Here is a 21156-nt window from a genome sequence, read left to right as displayed (position 1 = left end):
GAATAGCCGCCTTGTCTTGAGGATCTTCGTAAATGGCTTTGCTTGGGCGTTACAACAGTTTGCAAATCGTGAAATACACGGACTTCGGCCTGTACCTGGATGGCGGTGCGGACGGCGAGATCCTGCTGCCCAAGCGCTACATCCCCAAAGACGTCGACGCCGAGATCGACGACTGGCTCAACGTGTTCATCTACCTCGACAGCGAGGACCAGCTGATCGCCACCACCGAAAAGCCCAAGGTGCAGGTCGGTGAATTCGCCAGCCTCAAGGTCAAGGACATCAACGGCGCGGGCATCTTCCTCGACTGGGGGCTGTCCAAGGATCTGCTGATGCCCTATTCGGAGGAGTTGCGTCCGCTGAAGGTGGGCGAGTATTGCGTGGTGCACGTCTACCTGGACAAGCGCACCCGTCGCATCACCGCCACCGCGCGCCTTGACCGCTACCTGGATCGCACCCCGGTCGACTACCAGGCCGGCCAACCGGTGGAGCTGCTCGTGGCCGGGCAGACGCCCATGGGCTTCAAGGCGATCATCAACAACCGCCATTGGGGCTTGATCCACAAGAATGAGGTGTTCAAGTTCCTGCGTTCGGGCATGCACGAGAAGGGCTACATCAAGGAAGTGCGCCACGACGGCAAGATCGCCCTGAGCCTGCAGCCGGTGGGCAAGGTCCTGGTCGACAGCCTGCCTGAGCAGATCATGGCGCGCCTGGAGGCGGCCGGTGGGATGCTCGAGGTGTGCGACAAGAGCGACCCTGAAGTGATCAGCCGACTGTTCAATGTCAGCAAGGGCAACTTCAAGAAAGCGATCGGCGCCCTCTACAAGCAGGGTCGCATCGTCATCCTTGACGATCGCATCGAACGGGCCTGATCAGGCCTGCAGGAAGGGCGTGAAGTCCAGTTGCTCGCCACCTGGGCGGGTATCGCGCAGCAGCGAGTCGCGGTCGGCGCTCAGGGCCAGGCTGATGGTCGAGCGCCGTTTGCCTGGGTGACGGACTTCCATCTGCTCCTGATGCGCGCGCAGGAAGTTGGTCGGCACCTTCAGATGCTGGAGTTCATCGGTCTCGGGAGTGTGCAGCAGCAGGTTGACCCAGTCGGGCTGGCCTTTGCGCAACAGCGCGGTCGGCACATCGAACCACCACAGGTTGCGTTTGCGGTCCAGGATCGCGAGCAGGGTGTTGTCGCGGTTGAGCACCGGCCGCTCCAGCGCTTGGTTGCGGCGGGCGATGGCGGTGGGTTTGTCGAGTTTCATGCAGGTTCCTGCGGGTTGACGCGAGATAAGGCCTGGTATTGTGCGGGGCCGGCTGCGGGCAAACAAGCCTGGGGATCGGTTCGCAGGGCTGAAAGAGCAGGGCGGTAAGGGCGGACGGCACGCTGTAGCTGTTTTCTTTTATTCGCCAGGCGTTGAGCTGCAACGGGTCCGGTGTGGTCTATTAGACTTGCATCATTGAAAGGGCCTGCCCGATTGGCCGGCCGTCATCCGACACGATCTGCAGCGAAAGGAGACGCTATGTTTTTCCCCAACCTGCGCGGTTTGCCTCTGCACCGCGTGCTGGTGCGCACCGTCCGAGAATTTCTCGATGACGAAATGTCCACCTATGCGTCCGCGCTGGCCTACCAGATGCTGTTTTCGCTGTTTCCCTTCCTATTGTTCCTCATCGCCCTGATCGGTTTCCTGCACCTGCCGGACTTCTTCTCCTGGCTGCGCCTGCAGTCGGAGCTGGTGCTGCCGCCCCAGGCCTTGGAGCAGGTCAATCCGGTGATCGACCAGTTGCAGCAGTCCAAAGGGGGGCTGCTTTCGGTGGGTATCGTCATCGCCCTGTGGACGGCCTCGGCCGGCGTGCGCCTGATGATGAGCGCGATGAACGCCGCCTACGACGTCCCCGAGGGCCGACCTGTCTGGAAGCGCCTGCCACTGTCGGTGATCTACACCATCGGTATCGCCGGCATGCTCTTGGCCGCTGCGGCGTTGATGGTGCTGGGGCCGCAGGTCATGGAGTGGATCGCCGCCCAGGTGGGCATGGAAGAGGTGATCGTCACGGTCTGGACCATCCTGCGCTGGCCGGCGATCATCATTCTGATGATGGTGGCGGTGGCGCTGATCTACTACGTCATGCCCGATGTTAAGCAGGAGTTTCGCTTCATCACCCCAGGCTCGGTGCTGGCGGTGGTGGTGTGGATCATCGCCTCGCTGGCCTTCGGTTACTATGTGAAGACCTTCGCCGATTACAACGCCATGTACGGTAGTATCGGGGCAATCATTGTCTTGCTGTTGTACTTCTACATTTCCGCCGCCGTGCTGTTGCTCGGCGCCGAGATGAATGCGGTGATCGAACATATGTCGGCCGAAGGCAAGAACCCTGGCGAGAAGGAAGCCGCAGGTCATACCTCCAAGGAGACATTGACCGTGCTCGGCCATGAACACCCTGTCGAGCCCCAGCCGAGTGAGCCGAACCCCCGATGATCCGTGACATCCTCAAGATGGGCGACGAGCGTTTGTTGCGCATCGCCCCGCCCGTACCGGTGGACCTGATCGGCAGCGAGCAGTTGCAGGCGCTGATCGATGACATGTTCCAGACCATGCGCCACGTGGGCGGTGTGGGCCTGGCAGCGCCGCAGATCGGCATCGACCTGCAACTGGTGATTTTCGGTTTCGAGCGCAGCGAGCGCTACCCGGACGCCGAACCCGTTCCACAGACCATCCTGCTCAACCCGGTGATCACGCCCTTGTCCGAGGAGGTCGAGGACGGCTGGGAGGGCTGCCTGTCGGTCCCGGGGCTGCGGGGCGTCGTGCCGCGCTTCAAGCACATCCGCTACGAGGGCATCGACCCCCAGGGCAATCCGATCAACCGCTTCGCCGACGGCTTCCATGCCCGAGTGGTGCAGCATGAATGCGACCACCTGATCGGCCGGCTGTACCCCTCGCGCATTCAGGACTTCAGCAAGTTCGGCTACACCGAGGTGCTGTTCCCCGGGCTTGATGCGCCCGACGACTGACCGCGTACCATCGCCACCAGGCGCTTGCTGCGCTGGTAACGGGCCAGTCGTGAGGCCAGCGCGTCGGGCAGCGTGCCTGTCGGGGTGAAGGCCTGGCGCTGGTAGAAAGCCTCCAGTTCAGGGTGACAGAACAACCACGTCGGCCCACAGGCGGTTTGCAAGGCCGCCTCGATCAACTGCGATGCGACCTGCTGGCCACGCCATTGTGGCGCAACGAACAGGCCCGTGAGCCATCGCCCTTCGGCTACAGGGCTCAGGCTCATGCCCGCGACGATGCCTCCCGCCCGTGCCACCCACCATTGGCCATCCCCCGCGGCGCGCATGCGAGAGCCGTGCTGGCGGTAGAAGTGATCGAGCAGCTTGCGTTCAAGGCTGCCCAAGGGACTGCAGTGGAGCGGATTCATGGTCGTGGGCATAGGCGTGCGGGAGGGGCTTTTTCGCAGATTGTTACCGTGTGCGCAAGAGTGATTGTCCGAGTTCGGGGTTCAACTATTTCAGGCGGGGAGTAGACTTTCAGACATCCCCGGCAGTACGAAGCGGGATCGGTACTTCGTGTCATCTTCGCAGTTGATGACAACTTCTCCGCGCCATTCACGGCATATGAAGTCAATCGAGTTGATTGCTTTTAAGGCCAACCTCTCATGAAAGCTTTACTGATTCTCGCACTGGTCGGTATGTCCTCGTTCGCCTTCGCCGATGAGGTCAAGACCGCCGCCACCACCCAACCTGTGGTCGAGCAGTACGACTATTCCACCAACCTGGATATCAAGCGGGTGATCAGCCTGTCGACCATCCCCAACGTCTGCGAAGTGGTGCCTGCCACCATGACCTACGAAGACCATCAGGGGCAGGTGCACACCATCCAGTATCGCGCCATGGGCGAGGGCTGCAGCCAGGGCTGAGACTGTCGATGGACAGATAAGGTTTACCTGGGCATCAGGTCGGGCTTAGGATCGGATCGACCTTTCTTTGATTAAGGATGATCGTCCATGTTCGACCTGCCCGCCCTGCGTGAAGCCGCCGACTTCGTCCGTCAGCACGTTCCTGCCACCGCGCAGCATGCCTGGCCCTTGTTGGCCGAGCGGTTGGGCTGCAAGGTTTGGGTCAAGCACGAGAACCACGCGCCGACCGGTGCCTTCAAGGTGCGTGGTGGGCTGGTCTATGTCCGTTCGCTGTTGGCCACCGGCAAGCCTGTGCGCGGGCTGGTCACCGCCACCCGGGGCAACCATGGCCAGAGCATGGCGCTGGCGGCGCGTCAGGCCGGTGTGCCGCTGGTGATCGTGGTGCCGGAAGGCAACTCGCGAGAAAAGAACGCCGCCATGCGCGCCCTGGGGGCCGAGCTGGTGGAACATGGTGTCGATTTCGACGTGGCCCGAGAAGAAGCGGCCAGGCTTGCCGAGTCGTTGGGCTACACCATGGTGCCTTCGTTCCACCCGGAGCTGGTGCGCGGTGTGGCCACCTATGCATTGGAACTGTTCGATGCGGTGGCCGACCTGGATTGCGTCTACGTGCCGATCGGCATGGGGTCTGGGATCTGCGGGCTGATCCAGGCGCGCAACCTGCTGGGCTTGAAGACACAGATTGTCGGCGTGGTCTCCAGCGCCGCCGATGCCTATGCCCAGAGCTTCGAGCAGGGGCGGATAGTCACCACCGAGACCGCCGACACCTTCGCCGACGGCATGGCCTGTCGAGTCCCCCACCCCGATGCTTTGACCTTGATCCGCGAACATGCTGCACGCATCGTGCGCGTCACCGACGACGAAGTCGCCCACGCCATGCGTCTTTACCATGAAGCCACTCACAACACCGCCGAAGGCGCCGGCGCGGCCGCCCTGGCGGCCTTGATGCAGGAGCGCGCGCTTCAGCCCGGCAAGCGTGTGGCGGTGGTACTCAGTGGGGCGAACATCGACCGTGAGCGCTATGCGCGGGTGTTGCTCGGCGCTTGAGGGCAGTCAGGGCAGGTCGGCAGCGCGAAAGATCTGAACAAGCCATGACGCGCTCAGGCACAATCGCCTTCCCTTGAACCTGCATGACCGAGTCTCCCATGCCCTTTTCGAATGGATTCCTCCTCAGCCTGTCCCTGTGCCTGGACATCGGTGTCGCCAACATCGCCATGATCACCCTGGCCATGCAACGCGGTTTCATGCAGGGCGTGTGGCTGGGGTTGGGGACGTGCGTGGGCGATCTGATCTACGCCATCGCCGCGCTGGCGGGCATGACCGTGCTGCTGCAGTTCGAAGCGGTGCGTTGGACCTTGTGGCTGGGGGGCTCGGCCCTGCTGGTGTGGTTCGCGCTGAAGATGTTGTTGGCGGCCTGGCGCGGCGGGCACCTGGAGGCCAGTGGGCAGGCGGTGGTGGAGCCGGCCTGGCGCGAGTTTTTGCGCGGGATGTTCCTGGCTATGTCTTCGCCCAGCGCGATCCTGTGGTTTGCCGCAGTAGGCGGGGTGCTGATTTCTCGCTCCGGTGCCGGTGGGCCGCTGGAGGCCGGACTGTTCCTGGGTGGCTTCTTTGCCGCCGGGGTGGTCTGGTGCCTCGGCCTGTGCGGTATCGCCAGCCATGGCGGGCGCTTGCTGGGGGACCGATTGCTGACGTGGTCGTACCTGCTGTCGGCGGCGATCTTCTGCTACTTTGCCGGGTATGTGGTTCTTTCGGGATATCGTGAGTTCATCCTTGCAAGCCCGGCATTGTGATTTATCACCGCTCCCGCCCCGGCAGCTGAATTGCCAAGCAGCAGTGGGATTCTGGGAGCGTGTTCGCGGCTTCGATTTTTTCTCCTCCCCCTGTCGATTTCCCCGATCACCGTTCGACCAGTCATGAAGGCGCCGGATTCATACCGCGCTGCCCACTGATGACCGATCGGAGGAAACCCGATGAATACCGCCCAAACCGAAATCAGCCAGTTGATCGAACGTTGGATGCAGGCCGTGCGTGATCGCGACCTGGATGCGATCTGCGCGCCCTATGCCGACGACATCGTGGCATTCGATGCCATCAAGGCGTTGCAATTCAAAGGCAAGGCCGCCTACCGGGCGCACTGGGAGATGTGCATGAGTTTCTGCACAGGGCCCATGGTCTTCGAACAGGCGCAACTGACCGTGCATGCCGACGGCGACCTGGGATTGGCCCATTGGCTCAACCGCTGCGGTCCTTCCGATGACGAGCGCCAATGTGGCTTCATCCGCGCGACAGTGGGCTATCGTCGTAGGGATGGACAATGGCAGGTCATACACGAGCACTGGTCGGCACCGTTCGACATGGAAACCCAGAAAGCCCTGTTCAACCTCCAGCCTTGAACCTGCCGCTCATCGGCAACCGCACCTTTGCGCAGCATTGGAGATGACCATGAAATACCTGTGCCTGGTCTATTGTGACGAGGGGCTGCTGCACAGCCTGCCCGACAGCCCCGAAGATGCCGAATGCATGGCTTACGCCGAGTCGCTGCAAGGGGCCGGCCGAATGCTCGCAGCCGAGGCGCTCAAGCCTGTGCAGACCGCCACGACGGTACGCGTGCGGGGTGGGCGCATGAGCCTGACCGACGGCCCATTTGCCGAGACCAAGGAGCAATTGGCAGGCTTTTACCTGGTCGATGCGCGCGACCTGAACGAGGCATTGAACATCGCCAAGGGCATCCCGGCGGCGCGGGTCGGTAGCGTTGAAGTGCGACCTGTACGCGAGCTGCAACCCTGACAACGGAGAACGACCAGCATGAGCCTTGCACAACCCGGCCCGCCACAGTCGCCACACGAGTTGTCCATCACGCGCTTGATCGACGCCCCCGCGGCCAAGGTGTTTCGCGCCTGGACCGAGCCACAGTGGTTGACGCAGTGGTGGGGGCCCCATGGCATGACCACCCCTGAATGCGAATTGCAACTCTGGGTAGGGGGGCTGTTCCGTACCCTGATGCGGGCCCCCGATGGTACCGAGTACCCCAATCAGGGGGTGTTCCTGGAGATCGTCGCGCCGCGGCGATTGGTGTTCACCGATGCATTCGGGCCAGGCTGGGTGCCTTCGGACAAAGCGTTCATGACGGCCGTGATGACCTTCGATGAAGAACAGGGCAAGACCCGATACACCGCGCGTGCCTTGCACTGGAACGCCGCCGACTGCCGGGCCCATGAGGAAATGGGCTTCTACCAGGGCTGGGGCGAAAGCCTGGACCGGCTGGTAGAGGTGGTGACCCAGCGGATGCCGGACTGATGCTCGATGCCCAGCAGGTGCGCCGGGAGGTCGAGGCGGTCTATCGGCGGGACTCTCGACGTATCCTGGCGACCCTGATTCGCCTGTTGGGCGACTTCGATCTTGCCGAAGAGGCGCTGCACGATGCCTTCTTCATTGCCGTCGAGCGTTGGCAGCGCGATGGCATCCCGGACAATCCGCGAGCTTGGCTGGTGTCTGCGGGCCGCTTCAAGGCCATCGACGCCTTGCGCAGGCGTGCCCGCTTCGACCGTTCCCAGGCGGACCTGGTCATGTTGTTGGAAGACGAAGGCCAGGGCCCCGAGGAGGAGGAAGACCTGGTGGATGACCGCCTGCGGTTGATCTTCACCTGTTGCCACCCAGCCCTCTCGGCCGATGCCCAGGTACCGCTGACCCTGCGCGAAGTCTGCGACCTGACCACCGAGCAGATCGCCCGCGCCTTTCTGCAGAGCCCGGCGACCATTGCCCAGCGCATTGTGCGCGCCAAGGCCAAGATCCGCGATGCGCGCATTCCCTATCAGGTCCCGGCGCTGGCTGAGTTGCCAGAGCGCTTGGAAAGCGTTCTGCGGGTGGTGTACCTGGTGTTCAACGAAGGGTATTCAGCGTCCACAGGTAATGATGTGGTGCAGCGCGAGCTGTGTGACGAGGCGATCCGTCTGGGGCGCCTGCTCGCCCAACTGTTGCCGGATGCCGAGGTGCTCGGGCTGTTGGCGTTGATGCTGCTGCAGGCCTCGCGTTTGCGGGCGCGCAGCGATGCGTCGGGGGAGTTGGTGGTTCTGGACCGTCAGGACCGCAGCTTGTGGGACCGTTCGCAGATCGCCGAAGGCTGCCAACTGGTACAGCAGGCACTGCGCAGCCGGCAGTTCGGTGCCTACAGCGTACAGGCCGCCATTGCTGCGGTGCATGCCGAGGCCTCAAGTGCCGAGCAGACGGACTGGCAGGAGATCGTAGGCTTGTACGATGTGTTGCAACGGCACTGGCCGTCACCGGTAGTGGAGCTGAACCGGGCAGCGGCATTGGCCAGGCGTGACGGGCCGAGGGCGGGGCTGTCGGCGATCGAGGCGATTCTGCGGCGTGGCGAGCTGCTCGATTATCACTTGGCTCATGCTGCCCGGGCTGAGCTGCACCGTCAGCTGGGCCAGGACGAGCAGGCCCGCGAAGCCTGGCAGCAGGCGCTGGCGCTTACCCGACAGGGGCCGGAGAGACGGCACATCGAGCGGTGCTTGCGGGAGTTGGATCGCTAGGCGGCGCTGGCGCAGGTAAACCCGCGTTCAGGGCTGTGCAGGCCCTGTAGGAGCGGGTTCACCCGAGAAGACGTACTGTCGACGGGCTCGATCAGCTGGCAACGAAGTTCGGCGGGCTGACCAAATCGACGGTCTGCTGCTTGCGCGGAGCCAGGATCTCGGCCACGCCTTCGACCACCAGCTCGTCGTTCTGGTTGTAGACGTTGGTGGCGATGCGCACCTTGAACTTGGGCAGCTTCTCGAGAATCTCCAGGCGCACGGTCAGGGTGTCGCCGATCTTCACTGGCTTCTGGAAGCTCATCTGCTGGCCCAGGTAGATGGTGCCGGGGCCTGGCAGGGTGCAGGCAACGGCGGCACTGATCAGCGCGCCGCTGAACATGCCATGGGCGATACGCTCGCGGAACATGCTCTTGGCGGCGAATTCGGCGTCCAGGTGTACCGGGTTGTGGTCACCGGACATCGCGGCGAACAGCTGGATGTCGCGCTCTTCCACGGACTTTTCATAGCTGGCTTTCTGCCCGACTTCGAGGGCTTCGTAGGGCGTGTTGGTGACCTGGGACATCGGGGCTTCCTTAAAGGGCGGACGAGGAAGTGTACATCATTCACTGCGGGCAGGGCGGCCAAGGGCCAGCGCCTGTTCCAGCCAGCCGAGGATATCGGCGGTGACCTCGTCACGGTTGGTTTCGTTGAGCACTTCGTGCCGCGCCGCGGGGTACAGGCGCAACTGCACATGGCGATTGCCGGTCGCGCGCAGGGCGTCGGCCAGACTCTTCAGACGCTTGCCGGCACTGACCGGATCACATTCACCGCCGATCACCAGAATGGGCAGGTTCGGGTCGATCTGCTCAAGGTTCCTGGGTCTGCTGATCTGTGCCAGGCCCTGGAGCAGGTCGACCCACAACTGGTTGCAGCAGCGAAAACCGCACAAGGGGTCGGCGATGTATTTGTCGACTTCGTCGGTATCGCGGCTGAGCCAGTCGAAGCGCGTGCGGTTGGGCTTGAAGGCTTTATTGAATGAACCGAAAGACAGCCATTCGATCAATGCGCTCTTGCCCAGGTACCCCTGGCGCCATGTTTCCAGGCGTGCGATCAGCGCGGCGGTGCGGTAGAGCAGCGGCGGTTGAAAGTTGGAACCGCTGAGCACCGCGCCCTGGAGGCTGGCGCTGTGGTGCAGCAGATAGGCCTGTGCGATGTAGCTGCCCATGCTGTGGCCGAACAGGAACAGCGGCGTACCGGGAAACTGCTGGCCGATGTGCTGGGCCAGCAGCCCCAGGTCGTTGACCACGGTGTGCCAGCCATGATGACGAGCGAACAGGCCAAGATTGCCAAGCTCGGCCGTACGGCCATGGCCTCGCAGGTCCGGGGCGAGCAGGGCGAAACCTGCGTCGGTCAGAGCATGCCCCAGGCGCTGGTAGCGGCCGGCGTGCTCGGCCATGCCGTGGGCCAGCAGCACCACGGCCTTGACCGGCGTTGTCGGCAGCCACTGATGGACATACAGGCTGCAATGCTCGCTGGCAGGCAGCCAGAAGGCGTCATGGGGCATGGCGAGTCCTTGGCTCATGGGTTGCAGACAGTGTATGCCCAATGGACCCGATTGCAGGAAGGGCACAAATAAGATTCACAATGTTAATGGCGGCACTTGGCGTATATGCCGTCTCTTGCTTACCTGCTAACGTCGATTCGACGCCTTCCTGCCCGCTCGCGAGCCTGGGGCAGGCAGGTCAGGGACAGCGCATGGCAGAGGAACAACAATAAGATGCAAGCCGACTTCTGGAATGACAAACGCCCTGCGGGCGTGCCTTCCTCCCTCGAAATCACTGCTTATCAATCGGTCGTCGACGTGTTCGAGCGCTCCTGCAAGCGCTTCGCCGATAGGCCGGCCTTCAGCAACCTGGGCGTGACCCTCAGCTACCGCGACCTGGAGCGCTACAGCGCTGCCTTCGCCACGTGGTTGCAACAGCATACCGACCTCGTTCCGGGCGATCGCATCGCGGTGCAGATGCCCAACGTCCTGCAATATCCCATCGCCGTGTTCGGCGCGATGCGCGCCGGACTGATTGTGGTCAACACCAACCCGCTCTACACCGAGCGCGAAATGCGCCATCAGTTCAAGGATTCCGGTGCCCGCGCACTGGTCTACCTGAACATGTTCGGCCAGCGGGTGCAGCAGGTGCTGGGCGACACCGGCATCGAATACCTGATCGAGGCGAAGATGGGCGACCTGCTGCCGGCCGCCAAGGGTTGGCTGGTCAATACCGTGGTCGACAAGGTGAAGAAGATGGTGCCGGCCTACCGGCTGCCGCAGGCCGTATCGTTCAAGCAGGTACTGCGCCATGGCCGGGCAGGGCTGCCCGAGCCGGTGCCTCTGAGCCTCGATGATGTCGCCGTCCTGCAGTACACCGGCGGCACCACCGGCCTGGCCAAGGGCGCGATGCTCACCCATGGAAACCTGGTGGCCAACATGCTGCAGGTACTGGCGTGTTTCTCCCAGCATGGCCCGGATGGGCAGAAGCTGATCAAGGACGGCCAAGAGGTGATGATCGCCCCGTTGCCGCTGTACCACATCTATGCCTTCACCGCGAACTGCATGTGCATGATGGTCACCGGCAACCACAACGTACTGATCACCAATCCCCGCGATATCTCCGGCTTCATCAAGGAACTGGGTAAGTGGCGCTTCACCGGCTTGCTCGGTTTGAACACCCTGTTCGTCGCCCTGATGGACCACCCCGGCTTCAAGTCCCTGGATTTTTCCGCGCTCAAGGTCACCAATTCCGGAGGCACGGCCTTGGTGAAGGCCACGGCAGAACGCTGGGAGAGCCTGACGGGCTGTCGCATCGTCGAAGGCTACGGCCTGACCGAGACCTCCCCGGTCGCCAGCACCAACCCCTACGGCTCGCTGGCGCGCCTGGGGACGGTGGGTATCCCGGTGCCGGGTATCGCGTTCAAGGTCATCGATGACGAGGGCAACGAATTGCCCTTGGGCGAACGGGGCGAGTTGTGCATCAAAGGGCCGCAGGTAATGAAAGGCTATTGGCGCCAACCCGAGGCCACCGCACAGACGCTGGATGCCGACGGCTGGCTCAAGACGGGCGATATCGCCGTGATAGACCCCGATGGCTTCACCCGTATCGTCGACCGCAAGAAGGACATGATCATCGTCTCGGGTTTCAACGTGTATCCCAACGAGATCGAGGACGTGATCATGGGGCACCCCAAGGTTGCCAACTGCGCGGCCATTGGCGTGCCCGACGAGCGCTCCGGCGAAGCGGTGAAGCTATTCGTGGTGCCGAGGGAGGCGGGTTTGAGCGTTGAGGAGCTCAAGGTGTACTGCAAGGCAAACTTCACGGGCTACAAGGTGCCTAAACACATTGTGTTGCGCGAGTCGTTGCCCATGACCCCGGTGGGCAAGATTTTGCGTCGCGAGCTGCGGGATATCGCCTAGTTTTCATGCAGGCTCTTCAAACGGCAGGTTAGGGTGGTTAGCAACCGCTCTATCCTGCCGCTTTCGGCTTTAATTGCGACACTTTGGTTAAATACTCTAAAAATGACCGGTACATTTCTTTGAGTCATTTTTGTGACCGCGTGGGCCAATTTGGGCTCTAGGCGACCCCTGGCAAAGCTGTTACTCTCGGCGCGTTTTCAGATGATCCGGTTTGCAATGAGCCGTCATCCCATATCAATAATAAACGCGTAATGCGTGACGAATTCGCTGTTGCTGAAGGAGCGGGCTTCCATGATCGAAAATTTTTGGAAGGATAAGTACCCAGCCGGGATAACGGCGGAAATCAATCCTGACGAGTTCCCCAACATCCAGGCGGTGCTCAAGCAATCCTGCCAACGCTTTGCCGACAAACCGGCCTTTAGCAACCTGGGCAAGACCCTTACCTATGGGGAGCTGTACACCCTGTCGGGCGCTTTTGCCGCTTGGCTTCAACAGCATACCGACCTCAAGCCCGGTGATCGGATTGCCGTGCAACTGCCCAATGTCCTGCAATACCCCGTGGCCGTGTTCGGTGCCATGCGCGCAGGGCTGATCGTAGTCAACACCAACCCGCTCTACACCGCGCGCGAGATGGAACACCAGTTCAACGACTCTGGCGCCAAGGCCCTGGTGTGCCTGGCCAACATGGCGCACTTGGCCGAAAAGGTGGTGCCCAAGACCCAGGTCAAGCACGTCATCGTCACCGAGGTGGCCGACCTGCTGCCACCGCTCAAACGCCTGTTGATCAACAGCGTGATCAAGTACGTGAAGAAGATGGTGCCGGCCTACAACCTGCCTGGCGCTGTACGCTTCAATGATGCTCTGGCACTGGGCAAGGGCGGTGCGGTGACCGAGGCCAATCCGCAACCAAACGACGTCGCCGTGCTGCAGTATACCGGCGGTACCACCGGGGTTGCCAAGGGCGCCATGCTGACTCACCGCAACCTGGTGGCCAACATGCTGCAGTGCCGCGCCCTGATGGGTGCGAACCTGCAGGAAGGCTGTGAGATCCTCATCACCCCGTTGCCACTGTACCACATCTATGCCTTCACCTTCCATTGCATGGCGATGATGCTGATCGGCAACCACAACGTGTTGATCAGCAACCCCCGTGACCTGTCGGCCATGGTCAAGGAGCTGGGCAAGTGGAAGTTCAGCGGCTTCGTTGGCCTCAATACCCTGTTCGTTGCCCTGTGCAACAACGACGCCTTCCGTGCCTTGGACTTTTCGGCCCTGAAAATCACCCTCTCTGGTGGCATGGCCTTGCAGTTGAGCGTGGCCGAGCGCTGGAAGACCGTTACCGGCTGCGCGATCTGCGAAGGCTACGGCATGACCGAGACCAGCCCGGTCGCGGCGGTCAACCCCGCCGAGGCCAATCAGGTCGGGACCATCGGCATTCCGGTGCCGTCGACCCTGTGCAAGGTGATCGATGACAGCGGCCGCGAGTTGGGCCTGGGCGAAGTCGGTGAGCTGTGTGTCAAGGGCCCGCAAGTGATGAAGGGCTACTGGCAGCGCGAAGAGGCCACCGCCGAAATCCTCGACCAGGACGGTTGGCTGAAGACGGGCGATATCGCGGTCATCCAGCCCGATGGCTACATGCGCATCGTCGATCGCAAGAAGGACATGATTCTGGTTTCTGGCTTCAACGTCTATCCGAACGAGCTCGAAGACGTGCTCGCCAGCTTGCCGGGTGTGCTGCAGTGCGCGGCGATCGGTGTGCCGGACGAAAAGTCAGGCGAAGTGATCAAGATGTTCATCGTGGTCAAGCCGGGCATGACCCTGACCAAAGAGCAGGTGATGGAGCACATGCGCGCCAACGTCACCGGCTACAAAGTCCCTCGCCATATCGAGTTCCGCGATGCGCTGCCGACCACCAACGTCGGCAAGATCCTGCGCCGCGAACTACGTGACGAAGAGCTCAAGAAGCAGGGCCTGAAGAAGATCGCCTGAGGTCATCGAGCCAGGGCTGCCTTGCGGCCCTTTGCGTCTGCAGCTTCGGATGCTGGGGCCGCCACGCGGCCCCAGAAGATCAGCGCAGTTTCTCGAGCATCTGGTAGTACCACATTCCCGCCGCCAACAGCGGATTGCCCAGCAAGTCCCCCATCGGCACCTTGATGTGCTTGCACGCCGCGAAAGTGTCGAACTTTTCCAGTGTCCCGGTCAGCGCCTCGGCCATGATTTCGCCCATGATGTGGCTGGTGGCGATGCCGTGCCCGGAGTAACCCTGGCAGTACCAGACGTTGTCCGACAGTTTGCCCAACTGCGGAATGCGGTTGACCACGATGCCCATGGCGCAACTCCACTTGAACTCGATCGGTACGCCTTTGAGCGCCGGGAAGGTGCGCTCGATGCACGGGCGCAGTTCGGCTTCGATGTCTCGCGAATCCTTGCCCGAATAGTTGGCGCCGCCACCGAACAGCAGGCGCTTGTCGGCAGTCAGGCGGTAATAGTCGAGGACGAAACGGCAGTCGTACACCGCCAGGTCCTGGGGGTTGATCTGGTCGGCCAGCTCTCCCAGTGGCGCGGTGGTGACGATGCCGCCCATGGCCGGGAAGATCTTGCCTTTGAGCTGGCGCTTTTCCAGCTTGTGATAGACATCGCCGGCCAGCAGCACCTGGCGCGCCTCGATCCGGCCGCGGGCGGTGACCACCGCCGGACGCGGCCCATGGACAATCTCCAGCACCTCGGAGTTCTCGAACACCAGCGCGCCCAGGCCATGGGCCGCCCGGGCCTCGCCCAGGCACAGGTTGAGCGGGTGCAGGTGCAGGTTGCGGCGGTTCTTGAGTGCGCCCAGGTACAGCGGGCTTTGCAGGTGTTCGCCGACCGCATGGCGATCGAGCAGTTGCACCAGGTCGCCCATGCCACGGCGCTGGGCTTCATCGTAGCTCGCTTGCAGCTCATTCATGTGAGACGGCTTCATTGCCGCGTGCAGGTGCCCGCGCTTGAGGTCGCAGTCGATGCCGTAGCGCTGCACCCGGCGCTCGATGATCTCGTGACCCCGCCAACGCAAGTGCCAGATGAAGTCATCCACCTGCTCACCCAGGCGATTGCGCATCTGCGTGCGCATGGCCTCATCGCCCGACAGGCTGCCGGTGACCTGGCCGCCGTTGCGTCCGCTGGCGCCCCAACCGATGCGGTTGGTTTCGACGATGGCGACTTTCAGGCCGCGCTCGGCCAGCTCCACGGCAGTGGCGACGCCCGTGAAGCCACCGCCAATGATGGCGACGTCGACCTGCTCGGTCCCCGTCAGGGTCGGGTATTGGGTCGGGTCGTTGAGGGTGGCGGTGTAGTAGGACGGCGCGCGTTGGGCCGGTCCATTGTTCACTGCTGCATTCATGTTCGTTCCTTACTGTGAATAGGGGCTCAGGCCTGGTGCAGGTACCAGCGCCAGTCCTGTTCGCCGACTTCGGCCATGAACTGGCGGTACTCGGCGCGCTTGACCTTCAGGTAGACGCCGAGGAACGCCTCGCCGAGTGCCTCCCGAGCCCAGGCCGAGTGTTCCAAGGCGTCGAGGGCGGTGAGCCACTCGGTGGGCAGATGTTCCTTGGCCTGGGCATAGCCATTGCCTTCGACCGGTGCGCCGGGGTCGAGCTGTTCGCGCACGCCCCGATGGGTGGCGGCGAGAATCGCAGCTGCAGCGAGATAGGGGTTGGCGTCGGCACCACAGATGCGGTGCTCCACATGCCGGCTATTGGCAGGCCCGCCCGGCACGCGCAGGCTCACGGTGCGGTTGTCCACGCCCCAGGTGGGCGCCAGCGGCGCATAGCTGTTGGCCTGGAAGCGCCGGTAAGAGTTAGCGTTGGGGCAGAACAGCAACAGCGACTCGCGCAGGTGGCGCAACATGCCACCCACCGCCTGACGCAGCAGCGGCGTACCGGCGGGGTCATCGCTGGCGAACAGGTTGCGGCCTTCGGCATCCGCCAGGCTCAAGTGCATGTGCATGCCGGTGCCAGCCAGGTGGGCGAAGGGTTTGGCCATGAAGCAGGCCTGCATGCCATGGGCATGGGCGATGCCCTTGACCAGGCGCTTGTAGCGCACGGCCTGGTCCATGGCCTGCAGCGCATCGCCGTGTTCCAGCGTGATTTCCACCTGGCCCGGCGCATATTCGGAGATGGCCGTGCGCGCCGGAATGCCCTGGGCCTTGCAGGCGGCATAGAGGTCGGCGAGAAACGGCTCGATCTGCTCCAGCTCCCGCAGGCCATAGACCTGGGTGGTGCGGGGGCGGCCACCGTCGTTGTCCAGTGCCGGTTGCGGACGGCCCTGAGCATCGCGCTGCTGGTCGAGCAGGTAGAACTCCAGTTCGCAGGCCATCACTGGGTGGTAGCCGTCGGCCTTTAGCGCATCGAGGGTGCGCATCAGCACGTGGCGCGGATCGGCGACGCTGGCGGGCAGCCCTTGGCTGGGGTGCATGCTGACCTGCACGGCTGCGGTCGGCACACGCCGCCAGGGCAGGCGCACCAGGCTGTCTTCCAGGGGGTAGGCGCGGCAGTCGATGTCACCGACATCCCAGACCAGGCCTGAGTTTTCCACATCGTCGCCATTCAAGGTCAGGCCCAGGATGGTGCTGGGCAGCGGGCGACCGCTTTCATAGACGGCCAACAGTTCATCGCGATGAAGCAGCTTGCCGCGAGGCACGCCGTTGGCATCGAGGATGAACAGCTCGAACAGTTCGATATCGGGATTGTCGGCCAAAAAACGACGGGCTTGCTCGGGGTGGGCAAAGTGCATGGTGTTCGCTCGCGCCCGCAGGCGCACAGGACCGGCCGCAGATGGACGGCGAGTCGGGCTGATTGATGTCGGCCAGGGGGGCCGAGGCTGGATCAGTGGGACGCGAACGAAGTATCCGGTGGGCGAGCGTGGCGGCAGTGCCACAGGGCCCAGAAGGCGAGGATGACGTGTACCAGCGGGTTTTCGCCGGCGCGGGCCCGGGCCTTGGGAAGGGTGGGGCGCGCATTGCTCGGTGGGCAGGTCATCGGTGGATACTCACATGGGGCGTAAGGTTGATTAAAGCAGTGAATGGCAACCTTCATTCCGTGACTGGCTAAACATTGGTGCAGGCCTCTTCTCGGGTAAACCCACTTCCACAGGTACCCCGCAGCATTAGCCCTTGTGTGCGGGATTACCCGCGAAGAGGCCCGCATAGGCAGCAGAGAACCGGCAAATCTGCGACAATCGCCCGACTTTCCGAATGCCGATCATGAAAAAGCAGGCTCACCTGCATCATCAAAAAAGCCCCATGACAGACCACGCCATCGATCAACTGCTGAAGAACCTCGACCACGCCATGATCGCCGACCGCCATCGGCTGCGGCGGCAACTTCACGAGCTGCGCAAGCGCCCCGACGAGGCCAAGCTTGCCCAATGGGTGGAACGGGTCCAGGCATCCTGTGCCCAGGTTGTCGCGCGTCAGCACAGCGTGCCGAGCATCCGCTACGACGACAGCCTGCCGATCGCCGCCAAGCGTGAAGAGATCAAGAAAGCCCTGGCCGAGCACCAGGTCCTGGTGATTGCTGGCGAGACCGGCTCGGGCAAGACCACCCAGTTGCCGAAGATCTGCCTTGAAATGGGCCGCGGCCAACATGGCCTGATCGCCCATACCCAGCCCCGACGGATCGCCGCGCGCAGCGTCGCGGCGCGGGTGGCCGAGGAGATTGGCACACCGCTGGGCGCTCTGGTGGGCTACCAGGTGCGTTTCGAGGACCAGAGCGACGCGGGCACCCTGGTCAAGCTGATGACCGACGGTATCCTGCTGGCCGAGACCCAGCATGATCGCTTCCTTGAGCGCTACGACACGATCATCGTCGACGAAGCCCACGAGCGCAGCCTGAACATCGACTTTTTGCTCGGCTACCTCAAGACTCTGCTGCACCGACGCCCGGACCTGAAACTGATCATCACCTCGGCGACCATCGACCTGGAGCGGTTCTCCCAGCATTTCGATGGCGCCCCGATCATCGAGGTGTCCGGTCGTACCTTCCCGGTGGAAACCTGGTATCGCCCGCTGACCAGCGAACAAGACGAGGAGGGCAACCGGGTCGAGGACGATCTGACCGTCGACCAGGCGATCCTCGCCACCCTCGACGAGCTGGCCCATCACGAGCGCAGCGAAGGCAAGGGCCCAGGCGATGTGCTGGTGTTCCTGCCGGGCGAGCGGGAGATCCGCGATGCCGCCGAGATTTTGCGCAAGGCTCAGTTGCGTCACACCGAGATCCTGCCGTTGTATGCGCGCCTGACACCGGCCGAGCAGCAGAAGATCTTCCAGCCCCATACCGGGCGCCGGGTGGTGCTGGCCACCAACGTTGCCGAAACTTCCCTGACCGTGCCGGGTATCCGCTACGTGATCGACAGCGGCACCGCGCGTATCAGCCGCTACAGCTACCGCGCCAAGGTCCAGCGCCTGCCGATCGAGGCGGTGTCCCAGGCCAGCGCCAACCAGCGCAAGGGCCGATGCGGCCGGGTCGAGCCGGGCATCTGCGTGCGTCTGTACAGCGAAGAAGACTTCAACGCACGTCCCGCCTTCACCGATCCGGAGATCCTGCGGACCAACCTGGCCGCGGTGATCCTGCAGATGCTGCACCTGCGCCTGGGGGCGATCGATGCGTTTCCGTTCATCGAGCCGCCGGATGGCAAGGCCATCAGCGATGGTTTCAACCTGTTGCAGGAGCTCTCGGCGGTCAACCGCGAAAACCAGCTGACGCCTCTGGGCCGCCAGCTGGCGCGCTTGCCGATCGACCCGCGCCTGGGGCGCATGTTGCTCGAGGGGGCTCGCCAAGGCAGCCTGCAGGAAGTGCTCATCGTCGCCAGCGCCCTCTCGGTGCAGGACCCGCGCGAACGCCCACCGGAGCGCCAGCAGGCTGCCGACCAGGCCCACGCCCTGTGGAAGGACCCCGACTCCGACTTCGCCGCCTTGGTCAACCTGTGGCGTGGGTTCGAGGAGCAGCGCCAGGCGCTCACCGCCAACCCGCTGCGCAACTGGTGCCGCAAGCATTTCCTCAACTACCTGCGCCTGCGCGAGTGGCGTGATGCCCATCGCCAGCTGGCGCTGATCTGTCGCGACCTGCAACTGGCGATCAACAAGGAGCCGGCGGATTTCCCGCGCATGCACAAGGCCATTCTCAGCGGCCTGCTCAGCCAGATCGGCCACAAGACCGAAGAGGGCGACTACCAGGGCGCACGTCAGCGGCGCTTCTGGATTCACCCGTCCTCGGGCATCGGTCGCAAGCGCCCACAATGGGTGATGGCCGCAGAGCTTGTGGAAACCACCAAGCTCTACGCGCGCATGGTGGCCAAGATCGAACCGGACTGGATCGAGCCGCTGGCCACGCACCTGGTCAAGAAGAACCACTTCGAACCGCATTGGGAGAAAAAGCGTGGCCAGGTGGTGGCCTACGAACAGATCACCCTGTACGGGCTGATCCTGGTCGGCCGCCGACCTGTGCATTTCGGGCCGATCGACCCGGTCACCTCCCGCGAGCTGTTCATCCGTGAAGGCCTGGTCGGCGGTGAGATCCAGTCGCGGGCCAAGTGCCTGACGGCCAACAAGCGCTTGCTCGAACAGCTCGACGAGCTGGAGGCCAAGGCGCGTCGGCGCGACATCCTGGCTGACGAAGAAACGCTCTATGCCTTCTATGAGGCGCGGTTGCCAGCGGAAATCCACCAGACTGCAACGTTCGACAGCTGGTACCGGATGAACAGCCAGAAGGATGCGAACCTGCTGATCATGCGCGAAGAGGATGTGCTGGCCCGGGAAGCCAGTGAAGTCACCGCCGCACAATATCCGGACAGCCTCCAAATCGGCGCGCTGCGCCTGCCGCTGACCTATCACTTCGAACCGGGCCACCCGCGAGATGGCGTCACTGTGCGGGTCCCGGCACCGCTGTTGCCGAACCTGCCGGGCGAGCGCCTGGAGTGGCTGGTGCCAGGTTTGCTGGAGGCCAAGTGCGTGGCCCTGGTGCGCAACCTGCCCAAGGCCCTGCGCAAGAACTTCGTCCCGGTGCCGGACTTCGTGAAGGCCGCCCTGGCACGCATGACCTTCGGCGAGGGGGCCTTGCCCCAGTCGTTGGGCCAGGAGTTGCTGCGCATGACGGGCGCTCGGGTGTCCGATGAGGCGTGGGCGGAGGCTGCCGGTCTGGTCGAGGGTCACCTGCGCATGAACATCGAGGTGGTCGATGGCCAGGGCAAATTCCTCGGCGAAGGCCGTGACCTGGCCGAGTTGACGGCGCGGTTCGCCGCCGCGAGCCAGGCGGCATTGGCCATGCCGCGCAACGACAAGGCCGAGCAGCCAGTGCAGGCCAAGGCGTTTTCTCAAGTGGCGCAAACGGCCCAGCAGAAGATCGCCGGCCTGTCGTTGACGGTCTACCCGGCGCTGGTGGAGGATGCCGGCGCTGTGCGTGAAGGGCGCTTCTCGACCCAGGCCGAGGCCGAGTTCCAGCATCGCCGTGCCTTGCAGCGACTGTTGCTGCAACAGCTGGCCGAGCCAGCCAAGTTCCTGCGGGGCAAGTTGCCGGGGCTGACCGAATTGGGCTTGCTGTACCGCGAGTTGGGGCGTGTCGAGGCTTTGGTGGAAGACATTCTGCTGGCCAGCCTGGACAGTTGCATTCTCGAAGGCGAGGCGTCGCTGCCACGGGACGGCGCTGCCCTGGCAGGGCTTGCCGAGCGCAAGCGTGGCAGTTGGGCCGAGCATGCCGAACGCCTGGCCCGTCAGACCCTGGAAGTGCTCAAGCTGTGGCACGGCTTACAAAAGCGCTTCAAGGGCAAGATCGACCTGAGCCAGGCGGTGGCACTGAACGACATCAAGCAGCAGCTGGCCAACCTGGTCTATCCGGGCTTTGTCCGTGAAACGCCGGCAGTGTGGTTCAAGGAGTTGCCGCGTTACCTCAAGGCGGTCGAGCTTCGTCTGGAGAAGCTTGGCGCCCAGGTGCAGAAGGACCGTGTCTGGAGTGGCGAGCTGGCCAATCTGTGGGCGCAATACAAGGCCCGGGCCGACAAGCATGCCCAAGAGGGCAAGCGTGACGAGCAACTCACCGTTTACCGCTGGTGGCTGGAGGAATACCGGGTGTCGTTGTTCGCCCAGCAGTTGGGGACCAAAGTGCCGGTTTCCGACAAACGATTGAGCAAACAGTGGGGGCTGGTGGAAGCCTAAACCCCGGCAGATGTGGCAAACTTGTGGGAATTTGGGCCGTTGTGCGGCCCATTGCGGGACACGCCCGCTCCCACGGGTTCCGCGTTGTACTGCGTGGG

General features: G+C 63.2%; 19 protein-coding genes. 13 read left to right on the top strand and 6 right to left on the bottom strand.

Features of this window, described 5'->3' with window-relative positions; all coding sequences use genetic code 11:
- Window positions 1-32: 32 nt before the first annotated feature.
- Window positions 33-869 (top strand): CvfB family protein, encoded by an 837-nt coding sequence (locus tag IEC33019_RS17060; protein ID WP_070093259.1) that lies wholly within the window; start codon window positions 33-35, stop codon window positions 867-869.
- Here the strand turns inward: IEC33019_RS17060 and IEC33019_RS17055 are convergent, their stop codons facing one another.
- Window positions 870-1250 (bottom strand): hypothetical protein, encoded by a 381-nt coding sequence (locus tag IEC33019_RS17055; protein WP_070093258.1) that lies wholly within the window; start codon window positions 1248-1250, stop codon window positions 870-872.
- A gap of 258 nt (window positions 1251-1508) precedes the next feature.
- Between IEC33019_RS17055 and IEC33019_RS17050 the strand changes: the two genes are divergently transcribed.
- Both IEC33019_RS17050 and def read left to right on the top strand, forming a co-directional pair.
- A complete protein-coding gene (locus IEC33019_RS17050; protein WP_070093257.1) occupies window positions 1509-2462 on the top strand; it encodes a YihY/virulence factor BrkB family protein in 954 nt (317 codons plus the stop codon).
- The gene (gene def / locus IEC33019_RS17045; RefSeq protein WP_070093256.1) at window positions 2459-2995 is read left to right on the top strand and encodes a peptide deformylase; all 537 of its coding nucleotides are present in this window, start codon (window positions 2459-2461) and stop codon (window positions 2993-2995) included. Before IEC33019_RS17050 ends, def begins: the two co-directional genes overlap by 4 nt.
- On the opposite strand, the gene IEC33019_RS17040 is transcribed toward def, so the two are convergent.
- Entirely contained in the window at window positions 2950-3399 is a 450-nt protein-coding gene (locus tag IEC33019_RS17040; protein ID WP_081337478.1) for a GNAT family N-acetyltransferase, read from the bottom strand. The genes def and IEC33019_RS17040 overlap by 46 nt on opposite strands.
- A gap of 237 nt (window positions 3400-3636) precedes the next feature.
- Between IEC33019_RS17040 and IEC33019_RS17035 the strand changes: the two genes are divergently transcribed.
- The 7 genes from IEC33019_RS17035 (at window position 3637) to IEC33019_RS17005 (ending at window position 8432) form a co-directional block, all read left to right on the top strand.
- Window positions 3637-3897, top strand: a complete 261-nt coding sequence (locus tag IEC33019_RS17035) for a DUF2790 domain-containing protein (protein WP_070093255.1) — start codon at window positions 3637-3639, stop codon at window positions 3895-3897.
- An 87-nt stretch (window positions 3898-3984) separates the two neighbouring features.
- Window positions 3985-4941 (top strand): threonine dehydratase, encoded by a 957-nt coding sequence (locus IEC33019_RS17030; protein ID WP_070093254.1) that lies wholly within the window; start codon window positions 3985-3987, stop codon window positions 4939-4941.
- A gap of 98 nt (window positions 4942-5039) precedes the next feature.
- Entirely contained in the window at window positions 5040-5684 is a 645-nt protein-coding gene (locus IEC33019_RS17025) for a LysE family translocator (RefSeq protein ID WP_070093253.1), read from the top strand.
- A gap of 180 nt (window positions 5685-5864) precedes the next feature.
- A complete protein-coding gene (locus tag IEC33019_RS17020; RefSeq protein WP_070093252.1) occupies window positions 5865-6287 on the top strand; it encodes a YybH family protein in 423 nt (140 codons plus the stop codon).
- 49 nt (window positions 6288-6336) lie between these two features.
- Complete coding sequence (locus tag IEC33019_RS17015) at window positions 6337-6681, top strand: YciI family protein (protein ID WP_043209307.1); 345 nt, start codon at window positions 6337-6339, stop codon at window positions 6679-6681.
- Between the two features lie 18 nt (window positions 6682-6699).
- Window positions 6700-7191, top strand: a complete 492-nt coding sequence (locus IEC33019_RS17010; RefSeq protein ID WP_070093251.1) for an SRPBCC family protein — start codon at window positions 6700-6702, stop codon at window positions 7189-7191.
- Window positions 7191-8432, top strand: a complete 1242-nt coding sequence (locus IEC33019_RS17005) for an RNA polymerase sigma factor (RefSeq protein WP_070093250.1) — start codon at window positions 7191-7193, stop codon at window positions 8430-8432. The genes IEC33019_RS17010 and IEC33019_RS17005 overlap by 1 nt, the downstream gene beginning before the upstream one ends.
- A gap of 91 nt (window positions 8433-8523) precedes the next feature.
- On the opposite strand, the gene IEC33019_RS17000 is transcribed toward IEC33019_RS17005, so the two are convergent.
- Both IEC33019_RS17000 and IEC33019_RS16995 read right to left on the bottom strand, forming a co-directional pair.
- A complete protein-coding gene (locus tag IEC33019_RS17000) occupies window positions 8524-8994 on the bottom strand; it encodes a MaoC family dehydratase (protein ID WP_070093249.1) in 471 nt (156 codons plus the stop codon).
- 36 nt (window positions 8995-9030) lie between these two features.
- Window positions 9031-9975, bottom strand: coding sequence for an alpha/beta hydrolase (locus IEC33019_RS16995; RefSeq protein WP_070093248.1), 945 nt, complete (start codon window positions 9973-9975; stop codon window positions 9031-9033).
- Between the two features lie 213 nt (window positions 9976-10188).
- On the opposite strand from IEC33019_RS16995, the gene fadD2 reads away from it, so the two are divergent.
- The gene (gene fadD2, locus IEC33019_RS16990; RefSeq protein WP_099593770.1) at window positions 10189-11877 is read left to right on the top strand and encodes a long-chain-fatty-acid--CoA ligase FadD2; all 1689 of its coding nucleotides are present in this window, start codon (window positions 10189-10191) and stop codon (window positions 11875-11877) included.
- Between the two features lie 291 nt (window positions 11878-12168).
- Window positions 12169-13866 (top strand): long-chain-fatty-acid--CoA ligase FadD1, encoded by a 1698-nt coding sequence (gene fadD1 / locus IEC33019_RS16985; RefSeq protein WP_070093246.1) that lies wholly within the window; start codon window positions 12169-12171, stop codon window positions 13864-13866.
- A gap of 79 nt (window positions 13867-13945) precedes the next feature.
- Here fadD1 and IEC33019_RS16980 read toward each other — a convergent pair whose 3' ends face one another.
- Together IEC33019_RS16980 and IEC33019_RS16975 are read right to left on the bottom strand one after the other, a co-directional pair.
- On the bottom strand, window positions 13946-15253 hold the full coding sequence (locus tag IEC33019_RS16980) for an NAD(P)/FAD-dependent oxidoreductase (protein WP_070093245.1): 1308 nt from the start codon (window positions 15251-15253) through the stop codon (window positions 13946-13948).
- A 26-nt stretch (window positions 15254-15279) separates the two neighbouring features.
- Complete coding sequence (locus tag IEC33019_RS16975) at window positions 15280-16644, bottom strand: glutamine synthetase family protein (RefSeq protein WP_070093244.1); 1365 nt, start codon at window positions 16642-16644, stop codon at window positions 15280-15282.
- A 508-nt stretch (window positions 16645-17152) separates the two neighbouring features.
- Here IEC33019_RS16975 and hrpA point away from each other — a divergent pair.
- A complete protein-coding gene (hrpA, locus tag IEC33019_RS16970) occupies window positions 17153-21058 on the top strand; it encodes an ATP-dependent RNA helicase HrpA (protein WP_070093296.1) in 3906 nt (1301 codons plus the stop codon).
- Window positions 21059-21156: the final 98 nt, after the last annotated feature.

This window comes from Pseudomonas putida (assembly GCF_002741075.1).
GTDB classification, from domain to species: domain Bacteria; phylum Pseudomonadota; class Gammaproteobacteria; order Pseudomonadales; family Pseudomonadaceae; genus Aquipseudomonas; species Aquipseudomonas putida_T.
This window is presented reverse-complemented; position numbering and strand designations above follow the sequence as displayed.